This is a genomic window from Pseudomonas sp. GW704-F2, from assembly GCF_059423025.1.
On record NZ_JBWKXO010000041.1, the window covers coordinates 28,772 to 48,925 of the forward strand.

Consider the following 20,154-nt stretch of genomic DNA (forward strand, 5'->3'; position numbering starts at 1 on the left):
ACAGCGTTTCGGTCGCCGGCAAGCCCGCCGCTATCCTCAATCGGCGGAAAACTTCAAGATGGTGCGCTGGGTGTAGGTCTGCCCGGGGTCCAAGCGTGTCGAGGCAAACGTCGGTTGGTTCGGCGCATCGGGAAAGTGCTGGGTCTCCAGTGTGAAACCGCTCCAATGCAGGTAGGTTTTGCCTGCCTTGCCCTTCACCGAGCCATCGAGGAAGTTGCTGGTATAGAACTGCACCCCAGGTTCCGTGGTGTAGAGCTGCAAACGACGGCCGGAGGCGGGGTCGTACACGTCGGCGGCGAGTTGCTTGATGTCGCCCTGGGTATCCAGCGCCCAGTTGAAGTCAAACCCGCCCTGTTTCGGCTCGGCGAATTTGAGTTGCGGATGCGCGTCCTTGATGTGCTGGCCGATGGCGGTGGGCTGGAGAAAGTCCATCGGCGTGCCCTTGACCGGTGCCACTTCGCCGGTGGGAATCAAGGTGGCATTCACCGGCGTGTAGTGGCTGGCGTGCAAGGTCGCCACCTGCTTGAGGATGTCGCCGTTGCCCGCGCCAGCGAGGTTGAAATAGCTGTGGTTGGTGAGGTTGAGCACCGTCGGTTTGTCGGTGGTGGCCTTGTAGTCGATGTGCAATTCGTTGTTGTCGTTGAGCCGATAGGTGACTTCGGTGGTCAGGTTGCCGGGAAAGCCCATCTCGCCGTCCTTGGACAGGTAGGTCAGGGTCACGCCGACCGAATCCTTGTCCTTGACGGGCTTGGCTTGCCACACGCGCTTGTCGAAGCCCTGGGCGCCGCCATGCAGCGAATTGGGACCGTCGTTGAGCGGCACCTGATAACGCTTACCGTCGAGCTCGAACGCACCGCCGGCCAGGCGATTGCCGAAGCGGCCAATGGTCGCGCCAAAAAACGCCGTACCGCGCTGATAGCCCTGCACATCATCGAAGCCGAGCACCACGTCCTCGACCTTGCCGTGCTTGTCCGGCACTTTCAGCGCCTGCAACACGCCGCCATAGGTGATGACCGTGGCTTGCATGCCATGGCTGTTGCGCAATATGTACTGCTCGACAGCGGTGCCGTCGTTGGTTTTTCCGAAGGGTTTGTGTTCACTGGACAGACCGGCGGCCTGCGCGCCACCGCTGGCGATCAGCATGGACAAGGCGAGGCCGGACAACAGGTATCGAGGGTGCTTCATGGTCGAACTTCCTTTTGTTGTTTTGAGTGGAATAGTTCTACTAATGTGCGATATTTTGTCGGTGAGGCCGCAAATTTATAGCCTTAAACGCCGATTTCGTAAAATAAAATAAGACTAATTGATCGAGGCAACCTTGATATGAGTACTGAACAGGCCGTTTATCCCGACCTCAAGGGCAAGACCGTATTGATTTCCGGAGGCGCTTCGGGGATCGGCGAATTCATGGTGCGAGCCTTCGCCGGGCAGGGGGCCAAGGTGGCGTTTGTCGACCGCGCGCAAGGCCAGGGCGAGCGCCTGGCGGCGTTGTTGAGTGCCCAGGGGCACACCGTCGAGTTCGGTCACTGCGATATCACCGACGAGATTGCCTACAAGGCCGCGATTGCGCGCTTCGAATACGCCCTGGGGCCGATCACCGTGTTGGTGAACAATGCCGCCAACGACGTGCGTCATACCCTGGAGGAAGTTGATTCGGAGACGTTCGACAAGCTGATCGCGGTCAACCTCAAGCACGCCTTTTTTGCCGCCAAGGCTGTGGTGCCGATGATGAAACGTGCGGGTGGCGGTTCGATCATCAACCTGGGCTCCGTTGGCTGGATGATGGCCTCCGCCGGCTACCCGGTGTACGCCGCCAGCAAGGCCGCCGCCCACGGCATGACGCGGGCGCTGGCGCGTGAGCTGGGCCCGGACCGTATCCGCGTCAATACGCTGGTGCCGGGTTGGGTGATGACCGAAAAACAATTGACGATGTGGGTCGACGACGCCGCCAAGGAACTGATCAGCCGCAGCCAGTGCCTGCCTGGCAGCGTATTGCCGGAACACATCGCCAGCATGGCGCTGTTTCTCGCCTCGCAGGCGTCAGCGATGTGTTCGGCGCAGAACTTCATTGTCGATGGCGGTTGGGTGTAGCTCCGGTCACTCGATGGGGTAGCGCTTGAAGGCCGGGTGCTGCTCCAGGCGTTCGGCGTGGCGTTGCACATGGGGGAACGCATCTGCCTTGACCACCGAGGCCACGGTGAACTGGCTGAAGGACCAGGCGACCGCTACCGTCAGCGAGGCCTGGGTCAGCGCTTCGCTGTCGGCCTGGCTCAGGTGTTTGTCCAGCAGCGTATACGCGGCCAGCAATTGCCCGCTGACGCGGTCGAGCCACGGCGCATGCTGCTTCTCGGCCGGCCGCAGGTTGTGTTCATAGACGATCTGCACGCTTTTCTCACAGGCCGCCAGGGCCAGCCCGAGCAACTGTAGGTCCTTGGCGCGTGCCGCCGGGGGCTGCGCCAGCAACTTTCTGTCAGCTGGCGCGAGGGCTTCGAGGTAATCCAGGATCAGGCTGGAGTCCATCAACACGGTCCCATCGTCCAGCACCAGGGTGGGCGCCTTGACCACGGGGTTGATCCGCGCGAATGCGTTGTAGGTGCTGAACACGGACAAGGGCTCATGCACAAAATCCACCCCGTACAGTTCCAGGGAAATGGCCACGCGACGTACATAAGGCGAGTCCAGCATGCCGACCAGTTTCATAAAGCCTCCTTGGTAGTGGGTAGTTGGCAGGATTGGTTAATTTAGGTAACTTTAAAGCGGGCTTCGGTCCTGCAATATCGATTATTTTTACCGTAAAAGGTTAGCTGAGCTTACATGAGCGCATTTCCTCCCTTGACCTGCCTGCGCAGCTTCGAAGCCACCTCGCGATTGGGCAGCGTGACTTTGGCGGCGAGGGAACTGCACGTCACCCACTCAGCCATCAGCCAGCAGATCAAAGTGCTGGAAGAGCTCGTCGGTCTGGCCCTGTTCGTGCGCGAAGGTCGCGGCCTGCGGGTGAGCGAAGACGGGCGCCTGTACGCCTTGCAGATTCGCAAGGCGCTGGGAGATATCGCCGAAGCCACGCGCTTGATCCAGGCCCAACCCAAGACCGATGAACTGGTGGTCGCGGTGCTGCCCTCGTTCGGCTGCTCCTGGCTGGTCCCACGCCTGCCGACGTTCCAGGCGTTGTACCCGCATATCCGCATTCGCTTGCAAGCCAGCCTGAGCATTTCCAACCTGCATCAGGAATCGGTCGATATCGGCATCCGCATGGGCGAGGGCGATTGGGACGGCGTGGAACAGCGGCTGTTGTTTCACGATGAAGTGATCGCCGTGGCCGCGCCTCATTTCAATCACGGGCAGTTGCCGCAGACACCACAACAGATCGTCGACAGCCCGATCATCCGTAGCACCGAGTCCTGGCTGCCATGGTGCGAGGCGGCGGGCGTCGAGATGTCCGGCGAGCGCGCCGGCTTATGCAGCAATGACTCCAACCTGATCCTGGAGGCGGTGCGCCTGGGGCAGGGCATCGCCCTGGAGCGGCGCAGCCTGGTGCAGGACGCCATCGCCCGTGGCGAACTGGTGCAGCTCGGCGATATCAGTGTGCCCTACGCGTATCCCTACTGGCTGGTCTGGCCGCCCCGCGAAGGTTCGCACACCAAGCAGCAGGCGTTTTCCCAGTGGTTGTTCAAGGAAGTGGACAGCTACCTGGGGCAATTGAAAGGCGTTACCGATAAGTGTCCACCCAGCGCTCAAGGATGAAGGCTGGGTTGTGACGCAACCCCAACCTTTGGTTTAGTCTGGGTCGATTCGTTGACCTCAAGCACATCAGGAGTCGTAAGCATGACCGAATACGTACCCCCCAAGGTCTGGACCTGGGACACCGAAAGTGGCGGCACGTTCGCCAGTATCAACCGGCCCATCGCCGGGGCGACCCACGACAAGGTACTGCCGGTCGGCAAACACCCGCTGCAGTTGTACTCGCTGGCCACGCCCAATGGGCAGAAAGTCACGATCCTGCTCGAAGAGCTGCTGGCCCTCGGGCATACCGGCGCGGAATACGACGCCTGGCTGATCAAGATCGGCGACGGCGACCAGTTCGGCAGCGGCTTTGTGGCGGTGAACCCGAACTCGAAAATCCCCGCCTTGCTCGACCGCAGCGGCGCCACGCCGATTCGCGTGTTCGAGTCCGGTGCGATCCTGCAGTACCTGGCGGAGAAATTCGGGGCGTTCTTCCCGACTGAACCTGCGGCCCGCGCCGAGTGCCTGTCGTGGCTGTTCTGGCAGATGGGCAGCGCGCCGTACCTGGGCGGTGGTTTCGGGCATTTCTACGCCTATGCGCCGAGCAAGATGGAGTACCCGATCAACCGCTTTGCCATGGAAACCAAGCGCCAGCTGGATGTGCTCGACAAGCGCCTGGCCGTGAGCGAGTACATTGCCGGTGACGACTACACCATCGCCGACATCGCCATCTGGCCCTGGTACGGCGGCCTGGTCAAAGGCCGCCTGTATGACGCGGCGCAGTTCCTTTCGGTGCAGGATTACAAACATGTGCTGCGCTGGGCCGATGCGATCGAGGCGCGCCCGGCGGTGCAGCGTGGACGGCGGGTCAACCGGGTGTCCGGGCCGCTCGAAGAGCAACTGCCGGAGCGGCACGATGCACGCGATTTCGAGCGCTGAGGTCGATGAGGCTCAGCTCAACAACCCGGTGCTGACCGCCATGATCAGGAAGATCCCCAGCAGCGCGCGGTAGATCACGAACGGCCAGGTGGAGAACCGCTCCAGGAACTTCATCAGGCCCCAGATCGCGAAGAACGCCGAGACGCTGGCGACTACCAGGCCAAACAGCAAGTGCGGCCAGGCATGCACCGGCATATCGGCGTGCAGCAGCACCCACAGCTCCTTCAAGCCGGCGAGGGCGATCGCCGGCAGGCCCAGCAGAAAAGAGAAACGCGCAGCCTCTTCACGCTTGAAATTGAGGAACAGCGCGGCGGTCAGTGTGGAGCCGGAGCGCGAGACCCCGGGAATCAAGGCGCCAATCTGTGCGATACCGACGATCAACGCATCGCGCAGGCGCATTTCGCTCACCTCCCGCGTGTGCCGCGCACGCAGTTCGGCGGCCGCCAGCAACACTGCCATCACCACGCAGGCGATGCCGATCACCATCAACCCGCGCAGCGGCGAGTTACAGGCATTCAAGGTCGACGACAACGCCAGGCCGGCAATGCAGATCGGAATGGTCGCCAGCACAATCGCCACCGCCAGCTTGAACCACTGATTGTTGTAGTCACCCTGGCGCACCGCGCCAATGCTGCCGCTGACCACCTGGCGCACATCGCGCCAGAAGTAACTGACCACCGCCGCCAGCGCCGCCAGTTGCATCGCCGCCGAAAACGCCGAGCCCGGATCCTGCCAGCCGAGCAGGGCGGGGACCACACGCATATGGGCGGTGGACGACACCGGCAACAACTCGGTAATGCCCTGGATCACGCCAAGGATGAAAATCTGCAGGTAATCCAGGGAGGCGAAGCCCACATCCAGGCCGGCGGAACAGACGTTGGTCAAAGTACATGTCCTTGAGAAAAAAAGAGGCAGCCGGCGAAGTTTATTCGAAATGTTTCGAAGGTTCGGGCGAGGCTGCAGCTATCTGCAATCGATTCAGCAAGTAGAAAGGTTCATGCCGCTATTGGACTGGGGCAGCGTTTTGTGAACAATGGCGCCCTGCGTTTTTTCACCGAGAGCCTCATGCCTGAAACCACCGTCGAATTGATCCAGACCGGCCCGGAAGCGTCCGAGCTGATCCGCAATCTGTACCAGTACTACGCCTATGAATCCTCGGACTGGGAGCAGGAAGATGTCGAGGCGGACGGCCGTTTCTACATCCATGACGAACACCTGAACCGCTATTGGCACGACCCGCAGTGGAGCGCCAACCTGCTGCTGGTCGACGGTTATATCGCCGGCTTCCTGCTGATCGAAGGCAGTGAATTACCGGGCATCGATGCCCTGGAACTGGCCGACCTGTTCATCCTCAAGCGCTACCGGCGCAAGGGCATCGGCAGCGCGATCGCCACCCAGGTGCTATGCAGCGGCGCGGCCAACTGGCTGGTGCGTTTCTATGACCAGGATGAAGTGTCCCAGGCGTTCTGGCGCACCGTGCTGGATAACCTGCCACGCCCGGTGCAGACCCTCGAGCTGGACGATGATCCGCAACTGACCAGTTACCTGATCACGCGGGCGTCGTTGCACTAAACGCTGCGCTCGTTGAAAAAAGCCTGCTGCATGGCCTGGGGCGGCTGCCCGAAGGCACGCAGAAACGCCTGGCGCATGCGCTCGCGGTCGCCGAAGCCGGTTTCGCGGGCGACCACCTCGACCGGGTGGCGGCTGGTTTCCATCATCGCCCGCGCCGCTTCCACCCGCAGGGATTCGATGGCCTTGGCCGGTGTCTGCCCGGTTTCTTCGCGAAACACCCGGCTGAACTGACGCGGGCTGAGCCGGGCGACATCGGCCAGGGCTTCCACCGACAGGTCGTGGGTCAGGTTCTCGCGGGCATAGGCCAGGGCCAGTTGGATGCGGTCGGACTTGGGGTCCAATTCCAGCAACGCCGACAACTGCGACTGTTCGCTGCCCCGGCGCTGGGCAATCACCAGCTTGCGCGCGATACGCCGGGCGAGGTCGCTGCCCAGGTCGTTCTCCACCATTGCCAGCGCCAGGTCGACCCCGGCGCTCATGCCGGCGCCGGTCCAGATCTGGCCGTCGACGATGAACAGTTTGTCTTCTTCCAACTGAATATCCGGGTAGCGCTTGCGAAACGCCGGTGCGTGAATCCAGTGAGTGGTGGTGCGCTTGCCCGCCAATAACCCGGCCTCGGCCAGCACGAAGATGCCCATGCACAGCGAGGCGACACGCCGCGATTGAGCGGACGCGGCCTTGACCAGCGCCAGCAGGTTGGCCTCCGGCAGGCGAAATTCCAGGTAACCGCTGACGATCAGGGTGTCATAGCCCTGCGGCCGGATCGGCGTGGTGTTCACCGAGAACCCCTGGGACGTCATCACCGCGCCGCCGCTTTCCGACACCAGGTGAAACTCGTAGGCCGGCTCGCCGCGCAGCAGGTTCGCGCACTCGAACACCGAGCCCAGGCTGAGGCTCAGGGACTGGAAGTTCGGGTAAACCATCAGCGCAACGCTATGCATCGCCATACTCCAACGCGGGCGGGAGGGGCGATTGTCGGCGCGTGCCGGGAAAACGGCAACCGGGTTCGGCGCATGTCTGCAATCCTTGCGGATATGACATTGTGGGCGCCCGGCCCGGCTCCTAACATTCTCCCCATGCACTAGACGACTGGTCTAATCGGACGGAGTGAAGCATGCACAGCGCCAGCAAAAGTCCACGGCAGACCATTCTCGACGCGGCGCAATCGATTGTCGGCGCCAAAGGGTTTTCTGCGGTGGGGTTGAACGAAATCCTGCAAGCCGCCGATGTGCCCAAAGGGTCGTTCTATCACTACTTCCACTCCAAAGATGCATTCGGTGTGGTATTGCTCGACCACTACTTCGATCACTACGTAGAGGGCATGACGCAACTGTTCGAGCAGCCCGGGTTGTCCCCGCGCGCCAAGTTGATGCGCTACTGGCAAGGCTGGATCGACAACCAGACCGGCTGCACCGACGCGGGCAAATGCCTTGCAGTCAAACTCGGTGCGGAAGTGTCAGACCTTTCAGAACCCATGCGCTTGGCCCTGGATCGCGGCACATCGAGGACCATCACCTTGCTTGCCGGCGCGATCGGGCGCGGCATCGAAGACGGTTCGCTGACCGTGGCGCAAGCCCCGCAAAGCCTGGCCCGGAGCCTGTATGCGTTATGGCTGGGGAGCAGCGTCATGAGCAAGATCACCCGTACATCCGCGCCGTTTGATCAGGCGCTGCTGCTGACCCGCCAGCTGTTGGGTTGCCCTGACACACACTGACCTTAACCCTATCGAGGCACTGGAACATGAAAGTATTAATGGTACTGACCTCTCACGACCAGCTGGGCGATACCGGGCGCAAGACCGGCTTCTGGCTCGAAGAATTTGCCGCACCGTACTACGTGTTCAAGGACGCCGGCGCCGATGTGGTGCTGGCGTCCCCGGCCGGCGGCCAGCCGCCACTGGACCCGGCGAGCGATCAAGCGGATGCGCAGACCGAACAGACCCGCCGCTTTGCCGCCGACCCGGCCGCGCAGCAGGCCCTGGCCAGCACCGTCAAGCTGGACACGATCAACACCGCCGACTTCGACACCGTGTTCTATCCAGGTGGCCACGGCCCACTGTGGGACCTGGCGGAGTCGCCGGTGTCCATCGCCCTGATCGAGGCGTTCGAGCGGGCCGGCAAGCCCATCGGTTTTGTCTGCCACGCACCGGGCGCCTTGCGCCACGTCAAGGCGGTCAATGGTGAGCCGCTGGTCAAGGGCCGTCGCGTCACTGGCTTCTCCAACGCGGAAGAAGCCGCGGTCGGCCTGACCGATGTGGTGCCGTTCCTGATCGAAAACGATTTCAAGGCACTGGGCGGCAAGTATGAGAAGGGCGCCGATTGGCAATCCTTTGTGCTTGAAGACGGCTTGCTGGTCACCGGGCAGAACCCTGCCAGTTCCAGCGCTGTTGCCAAGGCCCTGCTGAAGCTCACCGCATAAGTTAATCAACGGTTTTAAACCTGCATGGATTGGCGGCTCTCAAGAGCCGCCAACGGTTTCGCTCGTCCTGAATTTGGAATCTTTCAAATGACCCACAGTGTTTTAAGTACCCCGATAAAACTCGGGCATCACACCTTGGCCAACCGTGTCGTCCTGCCACCGCTGACGCGTCAACGCAGCGCGCAACCCGGCGATGTCGCCACCGAGCTGATGGCCGAGTATTACCGTCAACGTGCCTCGGCCGGTTTCATGGTCAGCGAGGGCACCCAGATCGAGCCGCGCGGCCAGGGTTACGCCTGGACGCCGGGCATCTACACCCCGGCGCAGATCGACGGTTGGCGCACCGTCACCGACGCGGTGCATGCCGAAGGCGGGGTGATCTTCGCCCAGCTCTGGCATGTGGGCCGGGTGTCCCACAATGCGTTGCAGCCTGACGGCGCCGCGCCCGTCGCACCGTCCGCGCTCCAGGCCGAACAGGCGAAGGCGTTCATCGCCACCGGGCCTGGCCAGGGTGAACTGGTCCAACCGCCCGTGCCCCGTGCCTTGACCACCCTTGAGGTCAAGGCATTGGTCGGGCACTACGCACAGGCGGCACGCAATGCGTTGGACGCCGGGTTTGACGGGGTGGAGATCCATGCGGCCAACGGTTACCTGGTCAACCAGTTCATCTCGGCCCACGCCAACCAGCGCGCCGATGAGTACGGTGGTTCGCTGCACAACCGTCTGCGTTTTTTGCGGGAGATTGTCGAGGCTGTGAGCCAGGTGGTCGGCCCGCAGCGCCTGGGCGTGCGCTTTTCGCCGTTGTTCAGCGGCACCGACCAGGACCGCGTGTACATCGGCCTGGTGGAAGACGACCCGCACCACACCTACCTGGAAGCGATCAAGGTGCTGCAAGCGGCGGGCATCGCCTATGTCTCGATTGCCGAAGCCGACTGGGACAACGCCCCCGACCTGCCCGACACGTTCCGTCAGGCCGTGCGTGACACCTTCACCGGGCGGATTATCTACGCCGGGCGTTACACCGCCGAGCGCGGTGCGCGGTTGGTCGACGCGGGGTTGGCCGACCTGATTGCGTTCGGGCGGCCCTTCATTGCCAACCCGGACTTACCGCAACGGCTCTTCAATGGCTGGCCGTTGAATCCGCTGCGGGCGGAAGGGATGTATGGTGGCAATGAAGTGGGCTATATCGATTACCCGGTGCATGCCCAATAGGTCATTTCTTGTGCGAGCTGTCGGGCCCTGCCAAGGCCCGACAGTGACGGCATCAGGCGTCACGCCACCTGCAACACAATCTTGCCGATATGATCCCCACCTTCCATCCGGGCATGGGCCTGGGCGGCGTCGGTGTAGGCGTAGACCTTGTCGATGATCGGCAGGCAACGCCCGGCGGCCAGCACAGGCCATACCTGTTCGCACAGCTGTTCGGCGATCATGGCCTTTTCCTCGCGGGTGCGGGGGCGCAACAGTGAACCGGTTAACACCGCGCGTTTGCCGAGGATGGTCAGCAGGTCGACGTCATGCGCCTTGCCGCCGCCGAGAAAGCCGAGCATGACCAGGTGACCGTCCATGGCCAGGGCCTTGAGGTTATTGTTCAGGTACGAGGCCCCCATGATGTCGAGGATTACATCAACCCCCTGATCGGCGGTCTTCTGCGCGATGACGTCGGCGAAGTCCTGCTCGCGGTAGTTGATCGGTTCGGCGCCCAGCTTGGCGATGGCGGCGCATTTGTCGGCGCTGCCGGCGGTGGCGAAGGCCTCGATACCGAATTCGCGGCAGAGCATCAGCGCGGTGGTGCCGATGCCACTGGTGCCGCCGTGGATCAACACGCGCTGGCCTTTATGCGCGCCGGCGAGGCCGAACAGGTTGGACCACACGGTGAAGAAGGTTTCCGGCACGGCGGCGGCTTGAATCCAGTCCATGCCCTCGGGGATCGGCAACGCCTGGCTGGCGGGCACCGCGCAAAACTGCGCATAGCCGCCGCCGTTGGTCAGGGCACACACCTTGTCGCCAATGGCGTATGCGCTGACGCCGTCGCCGAGCGCCACCACTTCACCGGCCACTTCCAGCCCCGGAATCAGGCTCATGCCGGGTTTCAGCGGGTACTTGCCGGCGCGTTGCAAGGCGTCCGGGCGATTGACCCCGGCCGCCTGCACACGGATCAGGATCTCGCCGGGGCCCGCCACCGGTACGGCGACCCGCCGCGGTTGCAGGACGTCGGGGCCGCCGGGCTGGGTGATTTCGATCAGGGTCATTTCGTGCGGGAGCGTCATTCGAGAGTTCCTGTGGCGATGAGCGTATGGGTTGGGACCGCCTCTGACGGGCGGCGGTTCAGCAGGATCATGCCCAGTTCCAGCAGCAGCGCGACCACGATGGCCCCGGCCGCGATCATGAACAACAGGGCATGCTGGCCGCCGCTGCCGTTGAACAGCGCCGAGTAGGCAAAGCCTGCCAGCGCCTGGAACGTGGCGAAAGATACCGTTGCGCGGCTCCAGGCGAGCTGTTGATGGTGATGGTTGGGCACCAGCTCATGAACCCGCGCCAATGCCAGCGGTACGATACCTGGCGGGAACGAACCGAGGATCACCGCCAGCAGCGCCAACGCGGTGAACGAACTGGAGACCGGCAGCAGGCCGACCGCAGTCGCCTGTACCGCCAGCACCAGGCGGATGCTCAGGCGCGCACCGAGCGTGTCGGCGAGAAATCCATACGTGACCGGGCCGACAATCGCTCCCAGGCCGTACATTACCCAGATCATCGCCCCGACGTGCGGCCCGGCCCCCAGGCCACGGGCGACGTAGTCCACCAGGAACACCATGGCCGGCACCAGCCCGGCGGCCATGAACGCGTATTGCCCAAACAGCAGGTATACGCCCGGCGGGGTCGCGACGGATGCGTTGGCTTGCGGTGCCGCTTCATGCAGGGTGCCCGAAGGCCAGCCGAACCAGCTCGCTGCCGTCAATACCAGCGCCAACAGGCCCAGGCCGAACCACGTCTGTTGCAAACCCAGGCTCAACAACGGCGGCACAATCGTCCCGGAGCCTGCAATGCCCAGGCCGATGCCGAGGAAGATCGCGCCGCTGGCCAGGCCCCGACGCGCCGCGGGTACGTGGGGCAACACCGTCGCCGCCACCAGCACCATGATCGCGCCCCCGGCGATGCCCGACAGCAGGCGCCAGGCGAAGAACCAGAGCAACGACAAGGGAAAGCCACAGGCAAAGAACGCCAGGGTCACGGCCACCATCATCAGCCGCAAGGCGGCCGTGTTCGAGGTGCGCCGGGCGAGGGGCCGTCCGATCAGTGCGCCGACCAGGTAGCCCACCAGGTTGGCGGCGCCGAGGTACACCACGTCACTGGCGGCAAACCAGTGAGCCTGGATCAGCGAGGGGATCAGCGGGGTATAGGCGAAGCGCGCCAGGCCGATGCTGACCAGGCTGGCGCACAGGCCGGCGAAGATCGGTAACCACAGTGCGCGGCGGGGCGGGGTGTGAGTGTCGGGCATGACGGCGGTCCTGAGGGTTTTCTCTGGCGCTCAGCATAGCCCCGTTGCATGATGCAATAACGCTGCGAGTATGCGGCGCGTCGATGCATATATGCAACATAAGGAGGGGGCATGAATTGGGACGATGCACGGGTCTTCCTGGCGGTGTGCCGCGAGTCGACCTTACGTGGCGCGGCGCGGGTGCTGGGGGTCGACCAGGCCACCGTCGGCCGACGGATCAACGCGCTGGAAAAGTCCTTGAGCGCCACCCTGTTCCTGCGCACTTCCGAAGGCTACGCGCTGACCGCCGTCGGCGAAGCCGCCCTGCGCAGCGTGGAAAAAATGGAGCGCTCGGCCCTCGACCTGGAGCGCCAGATACAAGGCTTGGACGAACGCCTGACCGGCACCGTGCGGGTCAGTACCACCGACTCGTTGGCCATCGATTTCCTGATCCCGGCGATTGCCCGCTTGCACGAGCAGCACCCCGACGTGCGCGTGCATCTGGACGCGTCCACCCAGTTTCTCAGCCTGGCCAAGCGCGAAACCGACATCGCCGTGCGTAACATGCGCCCGGACAGCCCTGACCTGATCGCGCGGCGTATCGCACGTTGGCCGGTTGGGTTGTTTGCCTCCCAGGCTTATATCGACCGCCACGGCGCACCGGAGCCCGGCAGCCTGTTCGAAGGCCATGATCTGGTGGTGTACCACGCCTATCTGCAGAGCCAGAAGGACATGACCCTGGTCTGCGAACCCCTGGGCCGCGGCCGCATCGCGGCCACCCTGAGCTCCGGCCTGCTGGTGCGCCGTTCCATTGCCGCCGGTATCGGTATCGGTGAGATGCCGGTGTGTACCGGCGAACGCGACGGGCTGGTGCGTCTCTGGCCGGAGCGCACTCGGCCGATGCCTTACGACGTCTGGCTGGTGACCCACGCCGACCTGCGCCACACCGCGCGGGTGCGGGTGGTGATCGATGAAATCGTCGCGGGGTTTGCCGGCACCGGGGAGTGAGGTCAGCACACGCTTGCAAGCTCGCCGGCATCTTTGTGCACACAATCGGCGGCAGTCATCTCACGGACAGCTCGCTTATGAACGAATCAAGAAATCAGGATGTGGGTCTGCTGTTTCTGCGGGTCAGCGGCGCACTGTTTCTGTGTTGGGTGCATGGCATGCCCAAACTGCTCAATTACAGCGAGCAATTGAAACTGATCGAAGACCCGTTTCACCTCGGCGCCCACCTCACGTTGCTGCTGGCGATTGGCGCCGAAGTACTGTGCCCGCTGTTGATCATCGCCGGGGTGCTGGTGCGCCTGGCCTGCCTGCCGATCCTCGCGGTGCTGTTGATCGCGATGCTGGTGGTGCACCCGGAGTGGACGTTGCTGGAAGGGCAGTTCGGCTGGCTGCTGTTGATCATTTTCACCAGCGTGCTGATCGCCGGGCCGGGTCGCTTCACCCTCGGTCAGCGTTTTGCCTGAGCAAAAAAAGCCGGGCAAGCCCGGCTAAATAAGGAGAGCGGGGTCTAAGCGGTTCAGCGGTTCAGGAATGCCAGCAGGTCTTCGTTCAATGCCTGGGCGTGGGTCACTGCAAACCCGTGCGGCGCGTCTTTGTAGACCTTCAGCTCGGCACCCTTGATCATCTCGGCCGCTACCTTGCCGGTGGTTTCGAACGGTACGATCTGGTCGCCATCGCCGTGGATCACCAGGGTCGGCACGTCGATCTTGGCCATGTCCGGGCGGAAGTCGGTCTCGGAGAAGGCGGTGACGCAATCCACGGTCGACTTGAGCGATGCCAGCAGGGCGATCTGCAGGGTTTGTGTCAGTACGCCGTCGGAGACTTTCTGGCCTTTGTTGATGCCGAAGAACGGCAGGTTGAAATCAGCAATGAACTGCGCCCGATCCTTCAGCAGGCCGGCCTTGATACCGTCGAACACATCGGTGGGCACACCCTGCGGGTAGTCCGGTTTCTGACCGAACAGCGGCGTCACCGCGCCCAGCAGCACCAGGCCGGCGACACGGGCACTGCCGTGGCGGGCGATGTAGCGCGCGACGTCGCCGCCACCCATGGAAAAGCCGACCAGGGTTACGTCCTTGAGGTCCAGGTGTTCGATCAGTTGGGCGATATCGTCGGCAAAGGTGTTGTAGTCGTTACCGCTCCACGGCTGATCCGAGCGCCCGAAACCCCGGCGGTCAAACGCAATGGTGCGAAAGCCGCGGCTGCTCAGGTATTCCATCTGGTATTCCCACATGTCGGCGTCCAGCGGCCAGCCATGGCTGAACAACACGGGTTTACCGCTGCCCCAGTCCTTGAAGTAGATCTGGGTACCGTCTTTGGCAACGAATGTGCTCATGGAAAACTCCTTGGTTGAGGAACGAAAAACATCAGGATCACTATTGCCCCAAACCGGGCAACGGGCTTGTATGGGTGTGCTTGCTTGGGTTCACCAACTGAACTTGAGCTCTACCCCCAAATAATTACTGTCGTCGCCTCCGGCATCGCGCAAGGTCCGGCCGACTGCGTAATGCACCGCTTCAACCGCGCCGCTGAGGTTTGGCGTAAATACATAGTCGGTACGCAGTTGAGCGTAAGCACCGGTCCAGCGATCACCCTGGCCTGCGGTGCCGGCGACCGGCAAGTTCGGCTGGGTGTAGACCGCGTCGCTGGTGGTCTGCCGCCAGAGCAGGCCGACGGCGGTCTGCACGCTCAGCTTGTCGACAGGCTGAACGGTGATCGAGGGCTTGACGTGAATCAGGTTGCTGTAGCCCGTATAGCCCGCCAGGGAAAAATAGTAGCCGTTGGGAAACAGCGGGTTGAAAGTGCCGAGGGTGCCGTCGCCGGCTTTACGGTCGCCCGAGGCAATATCCAATTGCAGGCCGATGCGCGGTTTCCACGCCAGGCTATCGAAGGTGTATCCGGTGCGGCTGCCGCCGGCCCAGGCGCGAATGTCCTTGTGGCCTACCGAGCCGCTTTGCAGCATGGCTTCGATGTCCCAGTCGAAACCCTGGGCCGCCCCGCCCAGGCGTGCGTCGACGAAATGCCGGGTTTCATCGCCGTCCGCATCCAGATAGTGCGCGGCGCTGCGCTCATACACGCCGTAGTAGGCTGACAGTTCATTCTTGCCGCCTACCAGTCGCTCGACCCGCAGCATATGAAAGCGCGCATCGCTGTTGGATGTGTCGTCGAAGTGCCGCCCGTCCTGATACTGCACCGGCTGGCTGGCGATGCCGATAAAGCGCCACTGACGGGTCTCCCAGTCGGCCCACAGCGCATCAAAGGATTGCCGAACATTCGGGCCGTCCCGCGACGAGATGAAACGCTGCAAGTCAAAGGCAAAGTCCTGGCGGCCGATACGGCTCTTGAAGGTGCCGGCGTCGAAGGTGTTGATGTATTCGGCGAAGGCCAGGCGCAGGTCCACGCGGTTCTGATCGGCGCCGCCGATCGTGGTCTTGTCGTAGGCCCGCACATCTTCGAGTTGGGTGAACACACGCCAGTTTTCATTCAAGTGCAGGTCGGCATGGACCTGGAAGCGTTGGAGCAAATAGCTATCACGGGCCACATTGTGTACGCCAAAACCGCTGGCATCGTTCATCTCGAAGCGCTCGCGCAATGTTGCGCCGAGGGACAGGTAGGTGAATGGGTTGGCGCTGGACAGCGGGAGGTACTTCAAGCTGTCCAGTGGCTGCGTGCGCAGCGCCGGATCGCTGAGTACGGACCAGTCTTCCTGCCAGCGGTTGGTCTTGATCGCCGGTCGTGTGGCCAACTCGTCTGCGTGGCCACTGCTGGCGAGCAGCGGCCACAGCACAGCCAGGCCCCAGCCGGTGCGTCGAGTCATGGGCATGGGCTCAGTGCGCCATATTGAGCTGGTGAATTTCCGCGATATAGCCGCCCGGGAATTCAACCAGCGCGCTGCGCCGGTTTTTACTGGTGAAGGCCGGCACCAGCACTTTGGCACCCGAGCCGGTGGCTTTACCGAGCGTGGCGGTCAGGTCCGCCACTTGGTAGCCGGTGGTTTCATGCCCAAACGGGTAGGGCAGTTGGCCGTTAGTGACCAGCACCGTCATGCGTCCGAACGGCGATTCGATCTCGACGCGCCGGTAGGTGCCGCTGACCTGGCCCACGTCGACCGCGGATGCGTGCTTGTCATCGGCCAGCACCTTGCCATGGGAGAAGCCCAGGAACGACCGGATGAACGTGTCGGCGCGATCGGCGGAGAGGTAAACGCGGTTTTCCGGTAGGGTCTGGAACGCCGCGTAGTCTGGGGTCTTGGTGTGCCAGTAGAGCTGCATGTTCACACCACCTGGCCATTGGATCACCGCGTCCCGGCCAATCGGGTCGGGAAAATCGCTGACGATCACCGCCGCACCGTTGTCCCGGGCGGCTTTGAGCGCTGCGTCCATGTCCTTGACCAGATAGCCGTTGCGCTCCTGGCCGAACGGATGCGGGATGGGGGTGGTGAAGCCAAACAGCGACACCGTGCCTACAGGCGTCTGCAGCAACTGCGAGGTGGTGCTGCTGGGCACCGGCAGCACATTCACCACCACCTGGGGTGTGCTCCTGCCGCCGAAAGTGGCGAGGAAGCTCTGGGTGAAACGGTCCACATCGGCCGGGGCGACGTACACATGGCTAGTGTCATATTGCGGTGCCACGGCGACCGCTGGCGTCGCCGCAAAGGCGCAGTTCATCATGGCGCCGGTCAACAGCGTCAATGCCAGCGATACCGTTCTCACTTTTTTGTACATGCCTACTCTCCCGCCTTTTTGGAAAGTCAGGAGATTAGGGGGTAGGGCAGCCAAGCGAATTGTATGGGCGTGCTCGGTTGAGCGGTTCAGCCTTGATGGCTTGTCAGAGGTTCAAGGCCGCTGCGGTTTGACCGACGTCCCGAACGTATTGCCCATGCGAATGCTGGTCGCCGCCGGGGTGGACAGGCCCACCTGATTCGGCGGCCGCTTCTGCACCGGTACGTTCTGCGCCTCGCGGTTTTTCTGCGCCGCCTTGGCCGCATCCGCGTTGTTGCCCATCTGCTGGCCCAGGCAGCCATAGTCGGGAGACTTATAGCCATCCACCGTCACCTCGGTGCAGCCTTTGGCGGCGGTTTCGGCGTGGGCGAGCAGGGGCAGCGCGGTACACAGCAACAGGCTGGCGAGGGTGGGGAGTCGCTTCATGGGGCCTCCTGGCGGGCCTGGGGAATTGGGCCGATAAGGCTTGAAAGTGTAGTGCAGCGGGTTTCCCATCACCGTGATGTTTTTTTTGCTATCACCGTAACATCAGGTTCATAAACTGGCCTCAGGATGACGGTTTTCAAGGACACGTCGGCCGTGCAGCGATGCAGAGCGGGGGGGGAACAGTGGGGCTTGCGGCGCGCCATCGGTGCCCTGGCCTTGCTGTTGCTGCTGGCGCTGGGGACCCCGGCGAGGGCAGAGCCGCCGCTGTTGATACTGGACCTGCCGGCACAAGATCTGGAACACGCACTGCAAGCGTACAGCCGCGCCACCGGCATGGCGGTGCTGGTCGACCGTGAACTGACGCGGGGCCGGCGCTCCATCAGCGTGCGCGGGCGCTTCACGGCGCAGGAGGCTTTGGCGATGTTGCTGACGGGGAGTGGCCTGATGGCGCGCTATGCACGCAGTGACGCGTTCACCTTGCAACTGCCCGCGGTCAGCCAACCTCCTGTTACCCGTGGTGCATCGGCACGCAACGCAGCACGGATCAACAACAGCTATGCCGCGGCGTTGCAACAGGCGATCGAAACCAGCCTGTGCCGTTCGCCGTTGACCCACCCCGGCAGCTTCAGAGCGCTGGTGCAGGTCTGGGTCAGCCCTCAGGGGTTGATCGAATACAGCCGGTTGGTCAGTTCCACCGGCGATGAACAACGCGATGAAGCCCTGGTGCGCAGCCTGGGCGCTGCCCGGGTCGAACGCCCGGCGCCGAGCTCGCTGCGCCAGCCGGTGACTTTACTTTTGATGCCCGACACAACAGGAACGCGCATGGAATGCACAGCAGGGAAAGGAGCCTGGGGCGGATGAAAGATTCCGGGCACAGCACGATGGTCAGCCTGTTCCTGGCGTCCTACGAGGAGTTCAAGGTGCGTCTGCGCAAGCGCCTGGGCTCGGAAGACCTGGCCAACGATGTGCTGCACGAAACCTACCTGCGCGTCGACCGCATGGACATGCCGCCGAACCTGGCGCAGCCCAATGCCTACCTGTACCGCATGGCCTTGAACATCGCCGCCGATCGCCGCGAAGCCGACGCCCGGCTGTTGACCGGCAGCGAAGTCGAAGAGCTGCTGCAAAGCGCCGACGAAGCCCAGGACCCCTCGCGGGTAGTGGGCGGGCAGAAAGAAATCCAGTCCCTGGTCAAGGCGCTCTACGAACTGCCGGCGCGCCGTCGCAAGATCCTCATCGCCGCGCGCCTGGAAGAAGCGCCGCACCTGGAAATTTCCCAACGTTTCGGCATTTCCACGCGCATGGTCGAAAAGGAAATCAAGGCCGCCCTGGGCCACTGTGCCAAGCGCCTGGAAAGAAAAGTGATCCAGCGGTTCGGTCCCGGGGCCGGAAAACCGTCTTAGTGTTGAGTCCCTGATAAATCCGTGAGTATTTGCGCGCTTGAACATTTTTAGCCTCTCCACCGCCCGGGCAACCCCCGCCAGCCCATTGCACGATGAAGCCCGCGACTGGCTGCTTCTGCTGACCTCGGGCCGCGCCACCGTAGCCGATGCCAAGGCCCTGAAAGCGTGGTGCGCCCAGAGCCCGGAGCATGCCCAGGCGTTCGAGCAGGCCAAGACGTTATGGCGGCAAGTGGGCACGGCGGTTGAACAGGCGCAGCCCCCGCGCCATTTTGGCCGGCGAGCCTTCCTCGGCGGCGCGATAGCGGCGTCGGCGGCGTTGGTGATGGTGGGCGTCGGCGCCCCGGGTGGGCTGGCCGGCTTGACCGCGGACTATCGCACTGCGGTCGGCGAGCAGCGCCAGGTACTGTTGAGCGACGGCGTGAGCCTGGAACTCAATACCCAGACGCGCATCAGCCGGGTGGGGCAGGGGATCGAATTGCTCGAAGGCGAAGTCGAAGTGCTCGCCCACGTGGCCCAGCCGCTCAAGGTCCAGGCCGGCGCCGGCTGGGTCAGTGCGGCGCAGGCGCGGTTCAATGTGCGGCATACCGATCGCAACGTGTGCGTCACCTGTATCGAAGGGTGGCTGTCGGTGGATGTCGCTGGACGCACTGTGCATATGGAGAGTGGCCGACAACTCACCTATGGCGCCGCCGGGATCGGCGCGGTGGAGACGGTGGACGCCCAGGCGGTGGTGGCTTGGCGCGAGCAGGTGCTGGTGTTCAACAACGCGACGCTGGCGACGGTGGTGGACGAGATAAACCGCTACCGGCCGGGGATGTTGGTGTTATTGAACAAACAACTGGGCCAGCGCCGGGTACAGGCGCGGTTCAGTTTGCAGCAGTTGGCGGGGGTGGCGTTGTTGATTCGTGATGCGTATGGGGCGAAGTGTACGGAATTGCCGGGAGGCGTGGTGTTGTTGAGTTAGGTTGACCGGGCATTTTTTTGGATTGGATATGAGTACATATCCGTTGCTGCGGTCACGGCGGCTTAGGGTTCCGCTCTTACAGCGGGTCACTTTGGAAAAAAAGCCCCAAAGTAACCAAAGGGCTCCTGCCCCACCACTCGGTGCCTCGCCTAAGATCAAAAGCCAAAACGAGGCGGCCTTATAGCCGACCTGATCCTGGAAGCCGAACCGGGTCAAAAATGTGGGAGGGGGCTTGCCCCCGATAGCAATATGTCAGCCACTACATGCATGACTGATCCACTGCTATCGGGGGCAAGCCCCCTCCCACATTTGGATCTCCATAGATCAGATAGACCTTGCTCTGCTTTTGCTCTGCTTTTGATCTTGATCTTGATCTTAGGCGCCCCGTAAAACCACTTGGTGCCTCGCCTAAGATCAAAAGCCAAAGCGAGGCGGCCTTATAGCCGACCTGATCCTGGAAGCCGAACCGGGTCAAAAATGTGGGAGGGGGCTTGCCCCCGATAG

22 protein-coding genes are annotated in these 20,154 nt (G+C 62.9%); 12 read left to right on the top strand and 10 right to left on the bottom strand.

Features of this window, described 5'->3' with window-relative positions:
* Positions 1-36: 36 nt before the first annotated feature.
* Entirely contained in the window at positions 37-1,185 is a 1,149-nt protein-coding gene (locus tag AC07W0_RS25400) for an aldose epimerase family protein (RefSeq protein ID WP_057004388.1), read from the bottom strand.
* A gap of 138 nt (positions 1,186-1,323) precedes the next feature.
* Between AC07W0_RS25400 and AC07W0_RS25405 the strand changes: the two genes are divergently transcribed.
* Positions 1,324-2,091, top strand: a complete 768-nt coding sequence (locus AC07W0_RS25405) for an SDR family NAD(P)-dependent oxidoreductase (RefSeq protein ID WP_017846701.1) — start codon at positions 1,324-1,326, stop codon at positions 2,089-2,091.
* 6 nt (positions 2,092-2,097) lie between these two features.
* Here the strand turns inward: AC07W0_RS25405 and AC07W0_RS25410 are convergent, their stop codons facing one another.
* A complete protein-coding gene (locus AC07W0_RS25410) occupies positions 2,098-2,700 on the bottom strand; it encodes a glutathione S-transferase family protein (protein ID WP_102618865.1) in 603 nt (200 codons plus the stop codon).
* Positions 2,701-2,814: 114 nt separating this feature from the next.
* On the opposite strand from AC07W0_RS25410, the gene AC07W0_RS25415 reads away from it, so the two are divergent.
* Complete coding sequence (locus tag AC07W0_RS25415) at positions 2,815-3,741, top strand: LysR substrate-binding domain-containing protein (protein WP_102618864.1); 927 nt, start codon at positions 2,815-2,817, stop codon at positions 3,739-3,741.
* A gap of 81 nt (positions 3,742-3,822) precedes the next feature.
* Positions 3,823-4,659: a glutathione-dependent disulfide-bond oxidoreductase gene (gene yghU, locus AC07W0_RS25420; protein WP_046383028.1), complete on the top strand. Its 837-nt coding sequence runs from the start codon at positions 3,823-3,825 to the stop codon at positions 4,657-4,659.
* 12 nt (positions 4,660-4,671) lie between these two features.
* Here yghU and AC07W0_RS25425 read toward each other — a convergent pair whose 3' ends face one another.
* The gene (locus AC07W0_RS25425) at positions 4,672-5,544 is read right to left on the bottom strand and encodes an undecaprenyl-diphosphate phosphatase (RefSeq protein WP_102618863.1); all 873 of its coding nucleotides are present in this window, start codon (positions 5,542-5,544) and stop codon (positions 4,672-4,674) included.
* Between the two features lie 180 nt (positions 5,545-5,724).
* On the opposite strand from AC07W0_RS25425, the gene AC07W0_RS25430 reads away from it, so the two are divergent.
* Entirely contained in the window at positions 5,725-6,231 is a 507-nt protein-coding gene (locus tag AC07W0_RS25430) for a GNAT family N-acetyltransferase (protein ID WP_026139989.1), read from the top strand.
* On the opposite strand, the gene AC07W0_RS25435 is transcribed toward AC07W0_RS25430, so the two are convergent.
* A complete protein-coding gene (locus tag AC07W0_RS25435) occupies positions 6,228-7,172 on the bottom strand; it encodes a GlxA family transcriptional regulator (protein WP_046487182.1) in 945 nt (314 codons plus the stop codon). The two genes, AC07W0_RS25430 and AC07W0_RS25435, sit on opposite strands and share 4 nt — an antisense overlap.
* Before the next feature lie 173 nt (positions 7,173-7,345).
* Here AC07W0_RS25435 and AC07W0_RS25440 point away from each other — a divergent pair, with 173 nt between their 5' ends.
* From AC07W0_RS25440 to AC07W0_RS25450, 3 genes are all read left to right on the top strand, one after another.
* Positions 7,346-7,945: a TetR/AcrR family transcriptional regulator gene (locus AC07W0_RS25440; protein WP_102618862.1), complete on the top strand. Its 600-nt coding sequence runs from the start codon at positions 7,346-7,348 to the stop codon at positions 7,943-7,945.
* Between the two features lie 26 nt (positions 7,946-7,971).
* Positions 7,972-8,649, top strand: a complete 678-nt coding sequence (locus AC07W0_RS25445) for a type 1 glutamine amidotransferase domain-containing protein (protein WP_102618861.1) — start codon at positions 7,972-7,974, stop codon at positions 8,647-8,649.
* A gap of 87 nt (positions 8,650-8,736) precedes the next feature.
* Positions 8,737-9,861 (top strand): alkene reductase, encoded by a 1,125-nt coding sequence (locus AC07W0_RS25450; protein ID WP_102618860.1) that lies wholly within the window; start codon positions 8,737-8,739, stop codon positions 9,859-9,861.
* A gap of 59 nt (positions 9,862-9,920) precedes the next feature.
* Here the strand turns inward: AC07W0_RS25450 and AC07W0_RS25455 are convergent, their stop codons facing one another.
* Together AC07W0_RS25455 and AC07W0_RS25460 are read right to left on the bottom strand one after the other, a co-directional pair.
* Positions 9,921-10,919 carry an NAD(P)H-quinone oxidoreductase gene (locus tag AC07W0_RS25455; RefSeq protein ID WP_017846691.1) on the bottom strand — a complete coding sequence of 333 codons (999 nt, stop codon included), beginning with the start codon at positions 10,917-10,919 and terminating at the stop codon, positions 9,921-9,923.
* A complete protein-coding gene (locus AC07W0_RS25460; RefSeq protein ID WP_102618859.1) occupies positions 10,916-12,148 on the bottom strand; it encodes a YbfB/YjiJ family MFS transporter in 1,233 nt (410 codons plus the stop codon). Before AC07W0_RS25460 ends, AC07W0_RS25455 begins: the two co-directional genes overlap by 4 nt.
* A 111-nt stretch (positions 12,149-12,259) precedes the next feature.
* Between AC07W0_RS25460 and AC07W0_RS25465 the strand changes: the two genes are divergently transcribed.
* Positions 12,260-13,135 carry a LysR family transcriptional regulator gene (locus AC07W0_RS25465; RefSeq protein ID WP_102618858.1) on the top strand — a complete coding sequence of 292 codons (876 nt, stop codon included), beginning with the start codon at positions 12,260-12,262 and terminating at the stop codon, positions 13,133-13,135.
* Positions 13,136-13,212: 77 nt separating this feature from the next.
* Positions 13,213-13,599 (top strand): DoxX family protein, encoded by a 387-nt coding sequence (locus AC07W0_RS25470; RefSeq protein WP_102618857.1) that lies wholly within the window; start codon positions 13,213-13,215, stop codon positions 13,597-13,599.
* A gap of 53 nt (positions 13,600-13,652) precedes the next feature.
* On the opposite strand, the gene AC07W0_RS25475 is transcribed toward AC07W0_RS25470, so the two are convergent.
* The 4 genes from AC07W0_RS25475 to AC07W0_RS25490 all read right to left on the bottom strand — a co-directional run bounded on the left by AC07W0_RS25475 (position 13,653) and on the right by AC07W0_RS25490 (position 17,283).
* Positions 13,653-14,471 carry an alpha/beta fold hydrolase gene (locus AC07W0_RS25475; RefSeq protein WP_046383035.1) on the bottom strand — a complete coding sequence of 273 codons (819 nt, stop codon included), beginning with the start codon at positions 14,469-14,471 and terminating at the stop codon, positions 13,653-13,655.
* Positions 14,472-14,561: 90 nt separating this feature from the next.
* Positions 14,562-15,953 (bottom strand): alginate export family protein, encoded by a 1,392-nt coding sequence (locus AC07W0_RS25480; RefSeq protein WP_026139986.1) that lies wholly within the window; start codon positions 15,951-15,953, stop codon positions 14,562-14,564.
* A gap of 10 nt (positions 15,954-15,963) precedes the next feature.
* Complete coding sequence (locus AC07W0_RS25485; RefSeq protein WP_102618856.1) at positions 15,964-16,860, bottom strand: glyoxalase; 897 nt, start codon at positions 16,858-16,860, stop codon at positions 15,964-15,966.
* A gap of 111 nt (positions 16,861-16,971) precedes the next feature.
* Positions 16,972-17,283 carry a hypothetical protein gene (locus AC07W0_RS25490; RefSeq protein ID WP_017846684.1) on the bottom strand — a complete coding sequence of 104 codons (312 nt, stop codon included), beginning with the start codon at positions 17,281-17,283 and terminating at the stop codon, positions 16,972-16,974.
* 216 nt (positions 17,284-17,499) lie between these two features.
* Here AC07W0_RS25490 and AC07W0_RS25495 point away from each other — a divergent pair, with 216 nt between their 5' ends.
* Genes AC07W0_RS25495 through AC07W0_RS25505 form a run of 3 tightly spaced genes read left to right on the top strand, consistent with a single transcriptional unit; the run spans position 17,500 to position 19,650 of the window.
* Positions 17,500-18,144 (top strand): secretin and TonB N-terminal domain-containing protein, encoded by a 645-nt coding sequence (locus tag AC07W0_RS25495; protein ID WP_026139985.1) that lies wholly within the window; start codon positions 17,500-17,502, stop codon positions 18,142-18,144.
* A complete protein-coding gene (locus tag AC07W0_RS25500) occupies positions 18,141-18,686 on the top strand; it encodes an RNA polymerase sigma factor (RefSeq protein ID WP_017846682.1) in 546 nt (181 codons plus the stop codon). The genes AC07W0_RS25495 and AC07W0_RS25500 overlap by 4 nt, the downstream gene beginning before the upstream one ends.
* Before the next feature lie 37 nt (positions 18,687-18,723).
* Positions 18,724-19,650 carry a FecR family protein gene (locus tag AC07W0_RS25505; RefSeq protein WP_017846681.1) on the top strand — a complete coding sequence of 309 codons (927 nt, stop codon included), beginning with the start codon at positions 18,724-18,726 and terminating at the stop codon, positions 19,648-19,650.
* Positions 19,651-20,154 lie beyond the last annotated feature (504 nt).